A 13,981-nucleotide genomic window follows, 5' to 3' on the forward strand; every position below is an offset into this window, starting at 1 on the left:
TCTGGCGCTGATCTCATAAGGAAGGTTTAAGCTTACTTCTTGCGGAAAGAATCAAGCGAAACGACATCCGCAGATGGCTTGGATTCTGCATCATCGCCTTCTGACGCTTCGTTTTCCTTGGCGGCTGCATCTTCCTTTTCCGCAGCAGTTTTGCGCGGTTTTGACTTCGGCTTTTTGGCCGGGGTCTCTTCAGAAGAAATCAGCTCAATTGAAGAAATATTACTGCCTTCGTCATTGTCACTGGTCGGCTGAACGACGGACACGTCGAATTCCAGCTCGAAGTTCACGGAAGGATCGTAAAAGCCGCGGATAGCCGAGAACGGAACGGTCAGCTTTTCAGGGACATCACCGAAGGACAGACCAATCTCAAAAAGCTGGTCTGTCACTACCATATCCCAGAACTGGTGCTGTAACACGATCGTCATCTGCTCAGGATATTTTTCCTTGAGGCGCGATGAAATGCGCACACCAGGCGCTCCCGTCAGGAACGTGATGAAGAAGTGGTGGTTTCCAGGCAAGCCAGTTGACGCGACCTCCGCAAGAACCTTGCGAATGACGCCGCGGAGGGCTTCCTGAGCCAAAATATCGTAACGGATCAAATCCTGTACCATGATTTGCTTATCCCACGGATTCGCGGGTTGATGTCAAGTTTGTTCTCAATTGAATTGAAAATTATATCGTGAAAAAGCTCAACTCCCACGACGGTGGGACTGTAAAAGCAATCAGGCCGCGAATGTGAGGGGGGAGGAAGACCTAAGCGCGCTTTCCAAATGCCATCAGAAACGTCCGGACACCATTGATCGAGCTTTTCTCGATAATGCTATCATCCACACTTTGGCCTGTCAGGAGGTGGTAGTGAATGTCAGCATTGATAAGTGCCAGATAATGGCGAGCGGCGAGGTCCGGATCCTCAATCTGCAAGTCGCCGGCAAGCGCAAGACGAGCCAGATGAGCGGCAATTGCTGGCACGGCTTGTGCGGGGCCGCGATTACTGCAAATATCGCTTTTCAACGGCAGAGCATCTTCGTCGGATTGAAAAAGTTTGCGAAGAAAAACAGTAGAAGAGTCATAAACGCAGCTACGGCTCATCCTGATGGAAAATGAGATCAAAGCCTTTTCCAGGTTTTCGCCCGACTGCGGAAAAGTGGCTAAAACAGCGAAAAGGCTAGCAGTCATCCGGTCGAAGGCATCGTCAACGACAGCTGCAAGTAGTGCTTCCTTGTCGCGATAATGATTATAGATCGTCTGACGGGATACTCCGGCTTCGCTGGCAATCAGATCTATGCTCGCACCTTGAAACCCATCGCGGTAAAATACGCGGGCTGCAGCGCAAAGAATGAAGTCGCGCTTCATGCATTGCCCCGGTTTCACTGCCGCAGAATTCATCCCTTTCGAAAGGGTGGCACGTCTGTCCGGCAGAACGGCTATATCGAGCATGTCAGTAGGTTTCATATTCATAACATAAGACGACTTGACGGTTTGGACAATAGTGTCTAATTTTACACTTGTGTCAAAACGGTTTTGACATCTCGTCCATTATGCGGATTGCTACACTGTTTTTAAAGGCTGCGATATCCGGTTGGGGGCCGGTTTGTCACAGATATAATTGAAAATATTCAGCGATAACATGTGGATAGACATCCGGTTGCGATATTTCGACCCTGACCTGCCATCCTCCCAAGCGATGACCCGGGGCCGAAATCGTAACAGGCGACTCACGAAACATTGATGAAAGTGCTCCCCCCATGAGTTCAGGCACCCGTTTAGGATCCTCATCTGGCTCTGCTACTTCCGGTCTCGTGCGCAACGCAATTATTCTGGGTCTTTTGTCAGCAATAGGCCCTTTTGCGATTGATATGTATCTGCCAGCATTGCCGACGATTGCGACTGATCTGCGCGCTGAAACCGGTGCAGTTCAGATGAGCCTTCTGGCGTTTTTTATCGCTTTGGCGATTGCACAGCTATTTTGTGGCCCGTTATCTGACATGGTGGGGCGCAAGGTGCCTCTTTATGGCGGACTTATTTTGTTTGCGATCGGCAGCGTCGGGTCGGCTTTAGCGACCAATATTGATGTCCTTGTGATGTTCCGCTTCCTTCAGGGCCTTGGAGCTGCTGCCGGTACGGTGATCCCGCGTGCTGTGGTGCGTGATCTCCATACAGGCGTGGATGCTGCACGATTAATGTCGCTGCTCATGCTTGTGTTCTCGATTTCACCGATCCTCGCGCCTTTGAGTGGCTCGGTGCTTATTGATTTCTTTGGTTGGCGCGGCGTGTTCTGGGCGGTGCTTGTCGCAGCTCTTGTCGGCATCGTGCTAGTTGCAACAGCTCTGAAAGAAACGAGAGGGGCCGAAGCGCGTCTTGAAAGTAATCTCAGCAGCGCATTGCGCGGCTATGGACGCCTGCTCAAAGATCGTTACTTCATGGGGCTGGCTGCCATTGGTGGGTTCGGTATCGCTTCTTTCTTTGTCTATCTGGCTAACTCGTCGTTCATTTTGATCGACCATTATGGCCTGACCAGAAGCCAATATGCTGTGGCATTCTCGGTGAACGCGGTCTCGTTCTTTAGTGTGTCGCAGCTCAATGGTGTTTTGGGTGCCCGTTTTGGGTTGCGCCGCGTGATGCGCGTGGCGGTATCGGGATTTGCAGCTGTTATGCTTGCGATGTTCGCTGCCGTGCTAATGGGTCATCATTCGCTTTGGCTAATCGCCAGCTTCCTGTTTGTCGGTTACGGTTTCCTTGGTCTGGTTATCCCGACAACTGCCGTGCTGGCACTGGAAGACCATGGTGAAATTGCGGGAACTGCCTCAGCACTTTTGGGAACACTGCACTTTGTGATTGGCGGTATCGCAATTGGTATCACAGGTGCTTTCTTCGATGGTTCTGCACTGCCAATGATAGGCGGAATCGCCGCCTGTGCCGTGACGGCTTTCCTGCTTGCGCTGATTGTTTTCTCGCGCAAGACAGAGCCGGATACAGAAGCAGCAATAGTCTAAAACAGAACGGCTTCAGATTTTCTGGAGCCGTTTTCATTTAAGCCGCTGTAATTTTGTAGAGAAGTGGAGGCTTCTGTTGCCAGGTGCCTCCGAACCCCGCCTTAAGGTGCTAACCCTAAGGGCTTTAGAGTGGGTTTCCCGCACCGCCATTAGGCAGCGAGAGCGTAACCCTGAGCTTTGTTGTCATTTGCAACTACTCAATTGACCCGATAACGGTGGTATCATGCCGAGCAAAAGAGCGATCTTTACACCCTTGTCGATCCTATTTCGCCCCCGCCGCAGCGCAACTCGCTTTTAATGCTTCTTGCGTTGTGGTGGAGGCGCCGGGTACCGCCCCCGGGTCCAATAGGTTTATTACATCGTCCATTTATCACCATAGTCAGCTTGCGCTGACACGCCGTATATAGGCGTCCTTCCCTTCGATTGGAAGGGGGTAGTTATGATTTAACAGGTTGTTCGCCGATCTTGCTCTTCGCTTTTAGCGTTCATTTTTATTGACAGTCAGCGCAGGCTGGTCAATCCTCACTCCACTACCGGTGCATGCTGGATAGAAACAGAAATATCCAGCTGTGTCGGAGGTTTAATCGGGGCAGATACCCAATCTAAGGAGAGTGGATATATGAGTGACTATCTCGCGGATGTCCGTCGTTATGATGCTGGCGCTGATGAAGCCGCTGTCGAGAAGATCGTAAAGCATCTCGGCATTGCGCTGCGCAATCGCGATTCCTCTCTAGTTTCAGCAACCGATCCGGAAGAACTCAAGCGCGTGCGCGATAGCTGGGTAGCGAAGAAGCTCGGTGTTGCCGACGCTGCCAAGGCTGAAGAAGTGGTCAACCATGTAGCTGAAGTGATGAAGGGCGATCGCAACAAGCACCGCGTCACCTTCTATTATCTCGTCGCAAAGCAGCTTGGTAAGCTCGGCGACCTCTGATCCATTCACTCCCTTGTGGAGTTTGAAACCTCGGTGCCTCGTCGCGCCGAGGTTTTTCTTTATAGTGGTCCTAAAGCGAATCGGACTCGGAAAGTTTCCCTATGCGTACCTATCTCGACCTTCTCCAGCATGTGCTCGACAATGGCGTTGACCGTGGCGACCGTACAGGAACGGGTACGCGTTCGGTTTTCGGTTATCAGATGCGGTTCAATCTGGCCGAAGGGTTTCCGGTTCTAACCACCAAAAAGCTGCATCTGCGCTCAATCATTCATGAGCTGCTGTGGTTTCTCAAAGGCGATACAAATATCGCCTATCTTAAGGAAAACGGCGTTTCGATCTGGGATGAATGGGCCGATGAGAATGGCGATCTCGGCCCTGTCTATGGCTATCAGTGGCGCTCATGGCCAGCCCCGGATGGCCGCCACATTGATCAGATTGCGAATCTTCTCAAGATGTTGCGTGAAAATCCTAATTCACGACGTCTGATCGTATCTGCATGGAATCCGGCGCTTGTTGATGAGATGGCGCTGCCGCCATGCCATTGCCTGTTCCAGTTCTACGTGTCTGATGGCAAGCTTTCCTGCCAGCTCTATCAGCGTTCGGCAGATATTTTCCTTGGGGTTCCTTTCAACATCGCATCCTATGCGTTGCTGACGATGATGATTGCGCAGGTTGCGGGCCTTGAGCCGGGAGACTTTGTGCATACTCTTGGTGATGCGCATATCTATTCCAATCATTTCGAGCAGGCGCGTTTACAGCTGACCCGCACGCCAAAAGCATTGCCGACCATGCGGATCAATCCGGATATCAAAGATCTGTTTGCCTTCCAATTCGAAGACTTCGAACTGGTGGGTTACGAAGCTGATCCGACGATCAAAGCTCCGATCGCGGTGTAAGATATGACTGCTCGAAATCCGATTGTATCGATCATTGTGGCTGCTGCGGAAAATGGTGTCATTGGCCGCGACAATGACATGCCTTGGAAACTGTATACCGATCTCAAGCGCTTTAAGGCACTCACACTTGGTAAGCCGGTGATTATGGGGCGGAAGACATGGGAATCTATTGGTCGGCCTTTGCCGGGGCGCCCAAATATCGTGATAACGAGAGATGCGAATTTTGCAGCCGACGGTGCTCAGATTACTGCTTCGCTCGAAGATGCAATCAATCTCGGCCGCAAGCTTGCAATAGAGCTGGGTGTCGATGAAGTCTGCATTATTGGTGGTGGCAAGATCTATGCGCAGGCGCTACCATTGGCCGATAAGGTGCATCTGACGCGGGTTCTGGCCACGATTGATGGTGACACGTATTTCCCAGAAATCGATTCGGATATCTGGCAGGCAATTTCGAGTGAAGACGTGCCTGCAGGCGAAAAAGACAGTCATCCAACACGCTATATTCAGTACGAACGGCGTGTTGCGTAAATTATAACGCAGGAAATTTGCCGCCTCACGTTGAAAGCGGCCCTCGCGATGCCTATAAAACGGTAACATTAGTTGATGACGGGAGGTGGCGCTTGCTTTCCCGTCTCCCGGACGAGAGGTGAGGATGCCCTGGAGTAATCAGAATGGCGGCGGCGGCCCATGGGGTGGCGGCGGCGATAATAATAACGGCAATAACAATAATAATGGTGGCAACGGTGGCCCATGGGGGCAGGGACCGAAGGGACCGCGCGGTGGCGGACCAAACACACCGCCGGATCTTGAAGACATTCTCCGTAAGGGCCAGGACCGTCTGAAAAAAGTTTTTCCAGGTGGCAGTGGCGGCAAGGGCGGCAGCAATCGCGGCGTATTTTTCCTCATCGGCGCAGCGGTGTTGGGTTTCTGGCTTTTTCAGTCGGTCTATACCGTTCAGCCTGATGAACTCGCCGTGGAACTTCGCTTTGGTAAACCAAAGGCTGAAGTTTCCGAGCCGGGCCTGCATTTCCATTTCTGGCCGATCGAGACCTATGAAAAGGCTCAGATCGTCGAAAAGCAGATCAATATCGGTGGGCAGGGCTCGCGTAACGCCACGCAGGGCCTGATGCTGACGGGCGATCAGAACATCGTCAATGTTCAGTTCTCGGTGCTTTACCGCGTATCAGATCCGCGTGCATACTTGTTCAATGTCGATAATCCGGACTCGATGGTCCAGCAGGTTTCGGAAAGTGCGATCCGCGAGATCGTCGGCCGCCGACCAGCTCAGGACGTGTTCCGTGATAACCGTGCTGCCATTGCGCAGAGCGTTCGCGACATCGTTCAGGCAACGCTTGATCGCTACAATGCCGGTATTCAGGTCAACGCCGTTTCCATCGAAGATGCAGCGCCGCCGCGTGAAGTGGCCGATGCGTTCGATGAAGTACAGCGTGCTGAACAGGATGAAGACCGCTTCGTAGAAGAATCCAACCAGTACTCCAACCAGCGTCTCGGTCAGGCGCGCGGTGAAGCGGCACAGCTTCGTGAAGAAGCAGCAGCTTATAAAAACCGTGTTGTCCAGGAAGCTGAAGGTGAAGCGCAGCGTTTCAGCTCGGTGCTTGGCGAATATCAGAAGTCGCCGGAAGTTACCCGTAATCGTCTTTTCCTAGAAACGATGGAACAGGTACTCAAGAGCACGAAAAAAGTCATCGTGGAGCCCGGAAAAGAAGTCGTGCCTTATCTGCCTCTGAATGAACTTATGCGTCAGCAGCCGCGTCCCGGTGCAAACGCAACCACGACCGGCGGAGGTGCACAGTAATGTCTCAGAACAGGCTTCCGATTATTGGCGGTATCATCGCCGTCATCCTTTTCCTGGCATACTCGGCCACGTTCATTGTTAACGAACGCCAGCAGGCAATCGTTCTGCGCTTTGGTCAGATTGTTGCTGTGAAGACTGAACCAGGCATCTATTTCAAAATGCCTTTCGGCTTTCTTGATGCAGATACCGTGCAGTTGATCGATGATCGTCTCCTGCGCTTCGATCTTGATGATATCCGTGTTCAGGTTTCGGGCGGTAAGTTCTACGACGTGGACGCGTTCCTCGTTTATCGTATTACTGATGCCCGCAAATTCCGCGAGACAGTTTCGGGTAGCACTTTGCTCGCCGAACAGCGCCTGCGTACGCGTCTTGATGCTGCATTGCGTGGCGTTTACGGTCAGCGTGGCTTTGAAGCTGCACTCTCCGAAGAACGCGGCGACATGATGCGTGAAGTGGCAAACCAGATGCGCGCTGACGCGACTTCGCTTGGTCTCACGATTGAAGATGTTCGTATTCGTCGTACCGATCTGACAGCTGAAGTTTCGCAGCAGACCTACGACCGCATGAAGGCAGAACGTCTTGCAGAAGCAGAACGTCTGCGTGCGCGTGGTCGTGAAGCAGCGCAGCGTATCCGCGCTATTGCTGATCGTCAGGTTGTGGAAACGCTTGCTGAAGCACGTAAGGAATCTGAAATCCTTCGCGGTGAAGGCGAAGCACAGCGCAGTGATATCTTCGCTCAGTCTGCGTCTAAGGACCCTGGCTTCTTTGCCTTCTACCGTTCGATGGCAGCGTATCGCGAAGCTCTCCAGACGCCAGACACAACGCTTGTTCTCTCACCGGATTCGGAGTTCTTCAAGTTCTTCCGTGATGCTGGTGGGAAACTGGCAACGCCGTCTCAGTAAGAGAAATTATCGCAAATGAGCGATTTTCTAGCCGCCGTAGGTCTTCTCTTCGTCTTCGAAGGGCTGCTCTATGGCGGCTTTCCTTTTTTTGCCAAAAAGCTTGCGCGCGATGCATCAGAAGCGCCCGAAAGCATGTTGCGGATTGCAGGGCTTTCGGCATTGGCAATTGGCGTCTTCATTGTCTGGCTTGTCAGGGGATAAGCCAGTTCATTCATTATATTTCTGCTCGTCGCTCTATGCGGGGCCGTAAACAGGCCGTATTTTGCAGCGATCTAAACTTCTGGATTTCTTATCGCAGACAGAAACGGAGCAGAGCTTCATGGCAATTGCACCCAAGGCGAGATTTGCTCGCACCCTTCTAGCAACCGTAGCTCTTGGAGCGATGAGTTTTACAGGGACAGTTGCAATTGGCACCGCACCTTCGTTCGCCCAGCAAACAGCGCCAATCAGGCAGGGGCCGGGTTCTGTAGCTGATCTGGCTGAAGGGCTTCTGGATGCGGTCGTGAATATTTCGACATCGCAGACCGTCAAGGAAGATGGTGAAGAAGACGGCGGTGTGCCTATGCCACAGGTGCCGGAAGGTTCTCCGTTTCAGGAGTATTTCAACGACTTCTTCAACGATAAGGACGGCGCAAAGAAAAACGATTCGCGCAAAGTGCAATCGCTGGGTTCGGGCTTTGTGATTGATGCCGAAAAAGGCTTTATCGTCACAAATAACCACGTCATTGCCGATGCAGATGAGATCGAAGTGAATTTCGTTGACGGTTCCAAGTTGAAAGCGGAGCTGGTGGGGAAGGACACAAAGACCGATCTTGCCGTGCTGAAAGTTGATCCAACGAAACATAAGCTTAAATCCGTGCAGTTTGGTAATTCGGACAAGGCGCGCATTGGCGATTGGGTGCTGGCAATCGGTAATCCGTTTGGCCTTGGCGGCACAGTGACTGCCGGTATTATTTCCGCACGCAAGCGCGATATCCAGTCTGGCCCTTATGATGATTTCATCCAGACGGATGCTGCAATCAATCGCGGTAATTCCGGAGGTCCGCTGTTTGATATGGACGGCAAGGTGATTGGCATCAATACGGCGATCTATTCACCATCGGGTGGTTCTATCGGTATTGGTTTTGCTATTCCGGCTGAAATGGCTGTTGGCGTTATCGACCAGCTTAAAGAGTTTGGCGAAGTGCGCCGAGGCTGGCTCGGTGTTCGTATCCAGCCGGTCACTGATGATATTGCCCAGAGTCTTGGCCTGAAGGAATCTAAAGGCGCATTGATCGCCGGTCTTATCGAAAATTCAGGTGTCGACAATAAAGAGATCAAGGCGGGTGACGTTGTGATCCGTTATGACGGCAAGCCGGTAGAGCGCGCGCGTGACCTGCCGCGTCTTGTTGCCGAAAGCGCTGTCGGGGATGAAGTCGAAGTTGTTGTTGTCCGCGATGGCGAAGAGAAAACCGTAAAGGTCAAGCTTGGCCGTTTGGTCGAAGACGATAAGAGCAGCGAGGAAGCGACCGAAGATCAGGCACCTCCGCCAGATATGGAAGAAGGCGAAGAGGGTGAAGAAGTTCCAAACGCTCCTAAGAAGGAGCAAAAGGAACAGGCTGGCACGTCGGTGCTCGGTATGAAGCTTTCGGAAATCAACGACGATGTGCGTGGCGAATTTGGCATTGCCGAAGATGTGGAAGGGGTGGCTGTACTTTATGTTGCTCCCGGTTCTGCTGCTGGTGAAAAGCGTATCGAAACCGGCGACGTGATTGTCGATATCGGACAGGTTACTGTGAAGTCACCGGCTGATGTGAAGAAGCGAATTGATGCTCTGCGTCGTGAAGGCCGTAAGAATGCGTTGCTGATGCTTGCGTCGCGTTCCGGCGAACTGCGTTTTGTGACAATCCGCATCGACTAAATATTCTTTTCTTAAACAAAAAAGGCGTCGCAACAATTTGCGACGCCTTTTTTCATTGTAGTTTGAATCATTTAGGCGGGGTAGCTCTGAATGTGATTCTGTTCTTCGTGTAGTTTGCTAAGCGGTAGACGACGTGATGTTTGAGGTGAGGCGTTTCGTCAGGCACATTGGGATGATCGAAGTCGCCAGTCTCATCACGAGCCATACCTATACGCTGCATAACAGATGTTGAACGGTCATTGTTAAACACTGCAAAGGATACGACCTCGGGAAGGTTCAGTGTTTCGAAGGCATAAGCCAGAAGCGCGTTGCCAGCTTCCGTTACATAGCCTTTGCCCCAGAAACGATGAGCTAGTCGCCAGCCGATTTCGACAGTACCTTTTGGAAAATGCGGTTCAAGGTCAGTGCAGGCAAGGCCTGCAAATCCGATGCATTGCCCGCTCAGTTTTTCTTCGAGTGCGTAGAAGCCAAATCCAGTTTCAGTAATCATTTTCTGCAGACGCTCAAACAGATCATCCGATTCTGCACGATTGCGCCGAAATGGAAAGAAACGCATCACGTCATCATCGGAGTTGATCTCGTGCATTAATTCACGATCTCGATCTTCCCAGTTACGAATAATGAGGCGAGGCGTTTCCAGAATAATCATTCAACGAAATCCGATTTGCGATAACCCTGAATATAGAGAAGGGCAGTCAGATCACCATGATCGATACGCACTTTTGCCTGCGCTGCGACAGCTGGTTTTGCGTGAAGCGCGACTCCTGTGCCTGCGAGCTGGATCATGCCAAGATCGTTGGCACCGTCACCCACGGCAATTGCATCCTGCGGGGTGAGGCCAAGACGGTCAGCGATTTCGATCAGCTTTTCCACTTTTGCTTCGCGGCCGAGGATCGGATCGGAAACGGTGCCGCTTAGATGCGCGCCATCATGAAGAAGTGTGTTGGCGCGATCTTCGTTAAAGCCAATCATTTCTGCAACACGGCGTGTGAAGGATGTGAAGCCACCAGACACAAGTGCCGTATAGGCGCCGTGCTTACGCATTGTGCGTACCAACTCGACACCACCCGGCATCAGCGAAATGCGGGTCGAGATAACCTTGTCGATTACCGACAGTGGCAGGCCTTTAAGAAGTGCTACGCGTTCACGAAGTGCTGGTTCGAACTCGATTTCACCATTCATGGCACGGGCGGTGATCGCTGCAACATGTTCACGAAGACCAGCTTCTTCCGCCAGTTCATCGATGCATTCCTGCTGGATCATGGTGGAATCCATGTCTGCAATCAGAATTTTCTTGCGCCGGCTTTCCTGTTCCTGCACCACGACATCAACTGGAGCGTCATCAAGGGAAGAGCGCAACGCCTGATCTGCTTCTTCATGGCTTAAACCGGAAGCAAGCGGTATATCGCAGGCGATGCCGTCGGCGAGCCAGTAAAGCCCGCTTGCATTCACTGCTGCCGAGGCTTTAATCCCCAAGGACGGAATAAGCGACGCTTTGGCCGGATTGGCAATCAGTGTAGCAACGAGGGAAGCGGATCGGGACATGAGGAATATTTCCTGCGATGAGTGAAGCGGCAAAGGATGCAATCCTGATAGCTGGCCCAACGGCCAGCGGCAAGTCGGCTCTTGCCCTTCATATGGCAAAGAAGACCGGCGGCTTCATCGTGAACACCGATTCCATGCAGGTTTATGATGTGCTCGATCTTTTGAGCGCTCGCCCGCAATCTGACGAGCTTCGTGAAGCCGAGCATTTTCTGTACGGCCATGTCGCGCCATCAGTATCCTATTCGACAGGAAAATGGTTTGCAGATGTCGAAGCCCTTTTATCGCGTGCTGATCTCAGAGCCCGCACACCGATCTTTGTTGGGGGCACCGGACTTTATTTCCGTGCGCTTTTAGGCGGTCTTTCGCAGATGCCGGAAGTGCCCGCAGATGTGCGCGAGTACTGGCGCAATAGAATGAGTGAAGAAGGGGCAGAAGCGCTCCACACTCATCTTACAGAACTTGATCCGGAAATTGCCGCCACACTGCGCTCGACTGACAGTCAGCGTATTGTGCGTGCGCTGGAGGTGTTTGAAGGAACCGGCAAGTCGCTGCTGTATTGGCAGAAGAATACCGGAACGGCTCTCGTTGATGATGCAAGCGCAACAAAGATCGTGTTGCTGCCCGACCGCAAATGGTTGGGCGGGCGGATTGCTCAACGCTTCAATCTCATGTGGGACCATGGGGCGCTTGATGAAGTGCGCGCGTTGAGCGCGCTTCGTCTTGATCCGGCATTGCCTGCGATGAAGGCGATCGGGGTGCGCGAGATTTCGGCATTTTTTGCGGGTGAGATGACGCGTGAAGACGCTATCGAACGATCGATTATCGCCACCCGCCAATATGCCAAGCGGCAATCAACATGGTTTCGCAACCAGCTTGACGAGAGCTGGAAGGTGTTCTCCTCTGGTGAAGATGCCCTGTCAGGGCAATAATCTTATCGAGAGGCGCAGTTTGACAGAAGAAAATATCGCGCTTCATACATTTATGCGTTGACGACACGATTTTCGCTGATTAGTCTCGCCGCCATGAACAGAACAGCTCTTATTCTTGTGGTACGTACGCGCATGGGCAGGATGGTGTAACCATCCGGCGAAAGCTCCCATGCGCGAAAGACAGGCTCCCTCGGGGGCCTTTTTTGTTATCTAAACATCAACGAAATTGAATATGTAAAGCAGACGGGAAGTGACGACGATGACGGCAGCAACAAGCGAGGCGGCGACGATCTCCGCGGGGCAACGCGAAATGACCGGCGCGGAAATGGTGGTTCAGGCTATGATCGATCATGGCGTGGAGCATCTTTTTGGTTATCCGGGTGGTGCAGTGCTGCCGATCTATGACGAACTTTTCCAACAGGACAAAGTTCAGCATATTCTGGTCCGTCACGAGCAGGGCGCTGGCCATGCGGCTGAAGGCTATGCACGTTCGACCGGCAAGGTTGGCGTTATGCTGGTGACATCCGGCCCAGGTGCGACCAATGCGGTTACGCCTTTGCAGGACGCGCTGATGGATTCGATCCCGCTGGTCTGCATTTCCGGTCAGGTTCCAACATCACTGATCGGTTCCGATGGCTTTCAGGAAGCGGATACGGTTGGTATCACCCGTCCTTGCACGAAGCACAACTGGCTCGTTCGTGACGTTAATGACCTCTCGCGCATTCTGCACGAAGCTTTCCACATTGCTTCGACTGGTCGTCCGGGTCCGGTTCTGGTTGATATTCCAAAGGATATCCAGTTTGCGACCGGTATTTACACGCCACCGCAGACTTCGCCGCGCACCAGCTATCGTCCAACCATTGAAGGTGACAAGTCAGCTATCGCGCAGGCTGTTGAAATGCTGCTGACTGCGAAGAAGCCTGTCATCTATTCGGGTGGCGGTGTTATCAATTCTGGTCCTGCTGCAACGAAGCTGCTGCGCGAACTGGTTGAGATCAGCAATTTCCCGATCACCTCGACTTTGATGGGGTTGGGTGCTTATCCTGCATCGGGCAAGAACTGGCTCGGCATGCTCGGTATGCATGGCACATACGAAGCCAACATGACCATGCATGATTGCGATGTCATGCTGTGCGTTGGAGCGCGTTTTGACGACCGTATCACGGGCCGTCTGAATGCATTCGCTCCGCATTCGCGCAAGATTCACATCGATATTGATCCATCGTCGATCAACAAGAACGTTCGTGTTGATGTTCCGATCATCGGTGATGTTGCGCATGTTCTGGAAGATATCGTTCGCCAGTTTCGCGCGTCAGCAAAGAAGCCTGAGAAGAACGCGATTGCTGCCTGGTGGGAACAAATTGACCGTTGGCGTGCTCGCAATTCGCTGGCATATGCGCCAAACAAAGACGTCATCATGCCGCAATATGCGTTGCAGCGTCTGAACGAACTGACCAAGGACCGTAATACATACATTACCACTGAAGTCGGCCAGCATCAGATGTGGGCTGCGCAGTTCATGGATTTCGACGCGCCAAATCGCTGGATGACATCGGGCGGCCTCGGCACGATGGGTTATGGTCTGCCTGCTGCTCTGGGCGTGCAAATTGCTCATCCTGATGCGCTGGTTATTGATATCGCCGGTGACGCGTCTATCCAGATGTGCATTCAGGAAATGTCGGCTGCGATCCAATATGAAGCGCCGATCAAGATTTTCATCTTGAACAATCAGTATATGGGCATGGTTCGTCAATGGCAGCAGCTGTTGCATGGCAATCGCCTGTCGCATTCCTACACCGAAGCAATGCCTGATTTTGTGAAGCTTGCAGAAGCTTATGGCGCGCATGGCATTCGTTGTGACAAGCCAGAGAAACTCGACGATGCGATCATGGAAATGATTGAGATCAAGAAGCCGGTTATCTTCGATTGCCGCGTTGCTAATCTCGCCAACTGCTTCCCGATGATCCCGTCTGGCAAGGCACATAATGAAATGTTGTTGCCTGATGAAGCGACTGACGAAGCTGTTGCCAATGCTATCGATGCCAAGGGCCGCGCCCTAGTCTGATCCG

Annotated in this window: 14 protein-coding genes and 1 other RNA gene; 10 read left to right on the top strand and 5 right to left on the bottom strand. The window is 52.4% G+C overall.

Annotated features, from left to right (window positions below):
* Positions 1–32 precede the first annotated feature (32 nt).
* Together RT142_RS08610 and RT142_RS08615 are read right to left on the bottom strand one after the other, a co-directional pair.
* A complete protein-coding gene (locus RT142_RS08610) occupies positions 33–611 on the bottom strand; it encodes an SspB family protein (RefSeq protein ID WP_064320810.1) in 579 nt (192 codons plus the stop codon).
* Between the two features lie 142 nt (positions 612–753).
* Positions 754–1,458, bottom strand: a complete 705-nt coding sequence (locus tag RT142_RS08615; protein WP_231195843.1) for a TetR/AcrR family transcriptional regulator — start codon at positions 1,456–1,458, stop codon at positions 754–756.
* 287 nt (positions 1,459–1,745) lie between these two features.
* On the opposite strand from RT142_RS08615, the gene RT142_RS08620 reads away from it, so the two are divergent.
* Complete coding sequence (locus RT142_RS08620; RefSeq protein ID WP_007875717.1) at positions 1,746–2,993, top strand: multidrug effflux MFS transporter; 1,248 nt, start codon at positions 1,746–1,748, stop codon at positions 2,991–2,993.
* Between the two features lie 62 nt (positions 2,994–3,055).
* Here the strand turns inward: RT142_RS08620 and ssrA are convergent.
* Positions 3,056–3,426: a transfer-messenger RNA gene (gene ssrA / locus RT142_RS08625) on the bottom strand.
* Positions 3,427–3,612: 186 nt separating this feature from the next.
* Here ssrA and RT142_RS08630 point away from each other — a divergent pair.
* The 7 genes from RT142_RS08630 to RT142_RS08660 all read left to right on the top strand — a co-directional run bounded on the left by RT142_RS08630 (position 3,613) and on the right by RT142_RS08660 (position 9,438).
* Positions 3,613–3,924, top strand: coding sequence for a DUF2853 family protein (locus tag RT142_RS08630; RefSeq protein WP_007875715.1), 312 nt, complete (start codon positions 3,613–3,615; stop codon positions 3,922–3,924).
* Between the two features lie 101 nt (positions 3,925–4,025).
* Positions 4,026–4,820, top strand: a complete 795-nt coding sequence (locus RT142_RS08635) for a thymidylate synthase (RefSeq protein ID WP_007875713.1) — start codon at positions 4,026–4,028, stop codon at positions 4,818–4,820.
* Between the two features lie 3 nt (positions 4,821–4,823).
* Positions 4,824–5,348, top strand: a complete 525-nt coding sequence (locus RT142_RS08640; protein WP_112805714.1) for a dihydrofolate reductase — start codon at positions 4,824–4,826, stop codon at positions 5,346–5,348.
* A 124-nt stretch (positions 5,349–5,472) separates the two neighbouring features.
* Positions 5,473–6,636 carry an FtsH protease activity modulator HflK gene (gene hflK, locus RT142_RS08645; RefSeq protein WP_064320808.1) on the top strand — a complete coding sequence of 388 codons (1,164 nt, stop codon included), beginning with the start codon at positions 5,473–5,475 and terminating at the stop codon, positions 6,634–6,636.
* Positions 6,636–7,538 (top strand): protease modulator HflC, encoded by a 903-nt coding sequence (hflC, locus tag RT142_RS08650; RefSeq protein WP_007875707.1) that lies wholly within the window; start codon positions 6,636–6,638, stop codon positions 7,536–7,538. Before hflK ends, hflC begins: the two co-directional genes overlap by 1 nt.
* A gap of 15 nt (positions 7,539–7,553) precedes the next feature.
* Positions 7,554–7,739: a DUF2065 domain-containing protein gene (locus RT142_RS08655; RefSeq protein WP_007875705.1), complete on the top strand. Its 186-nt coding sequence runs from the start codon at positions 7,554–7,556 to the stop codon at positions 7,737–7,739.
* 118 nt (positions 7,740–7,857) lie between these two features.
* Positions 7,858–9,438, top strand: a complete 1,581-nt coding sequence (locus tag RT142_RS08660) for a Do family serine endopeptidase (protein WP_112805716.1) — start codon at positions 7,858–7,860, stop codon at positions 9,436–9,438.
* A 67-nt stretch (positions 9,439–9,505) separates the two neighbouring features.
* Here RT142_RS08660 and RT142_RS08665 read toward each other — a convergent pair whose 3' ends face one another.
* Positions 9,506–10,087: a GNAT family N-acetyltransferase gene (locus RT142_RS08665; protein ID WP_112805718.1), complete on the bottom strand. Its 582-nt coding sequence runs from the start codon at positions 10,085–10,087 to the stop codon at positions 9,506–9,508.
* On the bottom strand, positions 10,084–10,983 hold the full coding sequence (gene serB, locus RT142_RS08670) for a phosphoserine phosphatase SerB (protein WP_112805720.1): 900 nt from the start codon (positions 10,981–10,983) through the stop codon (positions 10,084–10,086). Before serB ends, RT142_RS08665 begins: the two co-directional genes overlap by 4 nt.
* A 17-nt stretch (positions 10,984–11,000) precedes the next feature.
* On the opposite strand from serB, the gene miaA reads away from it, so the two are divergent.
* Both miaA and RT142_RS08680 read left to right on the top strand, forming a co-directional pair.
* Positions 11,001–11,912, top strand: coding sequence for a tRNA (adenosine(37)-N6)-dimethylallyltransferase MiaA (gene miaA, locus RT142_RS08675; RefSeq protein WP_313028333.1), 912 nt, complete (start codon positions 11,001–11,003; stop codon positions 11,910–11,912).
* A gap of 259 nt (positions 11,913–12,171) precedes the next feature.
* The gene (locus tag RT142_RS08680; RefSeq protein WP_256443808.1) at positions 12,172–13,977 is read left to right on the top strand and encodes an acetolactate synthase 3 large subunit; all 1,806 of its coding nucleotides are present in this window, start codon (positions 12,172–12,174) and stop codon (positions 13,975–13,977) included.
* The last annotated feature ends 4 nt before the right edge of the window (positions 13,978–13,981 follow it).

The sequence above is a fragment of the Brucella sp. genome, from assembly GCF_032066345.1.
Taxonomy (GTDB): domain Bacteria; phylum Pseudomonadota; class Alphaproteobacteria; order Rhizobiales; family Rhizobiaceae; genus Brucella; species Brucella pseudogrignonensis.

What these genes read in the sequence shown, in the direction of transcription:
- RT142_RS08610 (WP_064320810.1), bottom strand. Translation starts at nt 611, where the DNA reads ATGGTACAGGATTTGATCCGTTACGATATTTTGGCTCAGGAAGCCCTC.
- RT142_RS08615 (WP_231195843.1), bottom strand. Translation starts at nt 1,458, where the DNA reads ATGAATATGAAACCTACTGACATGCTCGATATAGCCGTTCTGCCGGAC.
- RT142_RS08620 (WP_007875717.1), top strand. Translation starts at nt 1,746, where the DNA reads ATGAGTTCAGGCACCCGTTTAGGATCCTCATCTGGCTCTGCTACTTCC.
- RT142_RS08630 (WP_007875715.1), top strand. Translation starts at nt 3,613, where the DNA reads ATGAGTGACTATCTCGCGGATGTCCGTCGTTATGATGCTGGCGCTGAT.
- RT142_RS08635 (WP_007875713.1), top strand. Translation starts at nt 4,026, where the DNA reads ATGCGTACCTATCTCGACCTTCTCCAGCATGTGCTCGACAATGGCGTT.
- RT142_RS08640 (WP_112805714.1), top strand. Translation starts at nt 4,824, where the DNA reads ATGACTGCTCGAAATCCGATTGTATCGATCATTGTGGCTGCTGCGGAA.
- hflK (WP_064320808.1), top strand. Translation starts at nt 5,473, where the DNA reads ATGCCCTGGAGTAATCAGAATGGCGGCGGCGGCCCATGGGGTGGCGGC.
- hflC (WP_007875707.1), top strand. Translation starts at nt 6,636, where the DNA reads ATGTCTCAGAACAGGCTTCCGATTATTGGCGGTATCATCGCCGTCATC.
- RT142_RS08655 (WP_007875705.1), top strand. Translation starts at nt 7,554, where the DNA reads ATGAGCGATTTTCTAGCCGCCGTAGGTCTTCTCTTCGTCTTCGAAGGG.
- RT142_RS08660 (WP_112805716.1), top strand. Translation starts at nt 7,858, where the DNA reads ATGGCAATTGCACCCAAGGCGAGATTTGCTCGCACCCTTCTAGCAACC.
- RT142_RS08665 (WP_112805718.1), bottom strand. Translation starts at nt 10,087, where the DNA reads ATGATTATTCTGGAAACGCCTCGCCTCATTATTCGTAACTGGGAAGAT.
- serB (WP_112805720.1), bottom strand. Translation starts at nt 10,983, where the DNA reads ATGTCCCGATCCGCTTCCCTCGTTGCTACACTGATTGCCAATCCGGCC.
- miaA (WP_313028333.1), top strand. Translation starts at nt 11,001, where the DNA reads ATGAGTGAAGCGGCAAAGGATGCAATCCTGATAGCTGGCCCAACGGCC.
- RT142_RS08680 (WP_256443808.1), top strand. Translation starts at nt 12,172, where the DNA reads ATGACGGCAGCAACAAGCGAGGCGGCGACGATCTCCGCGGGGCAACGC.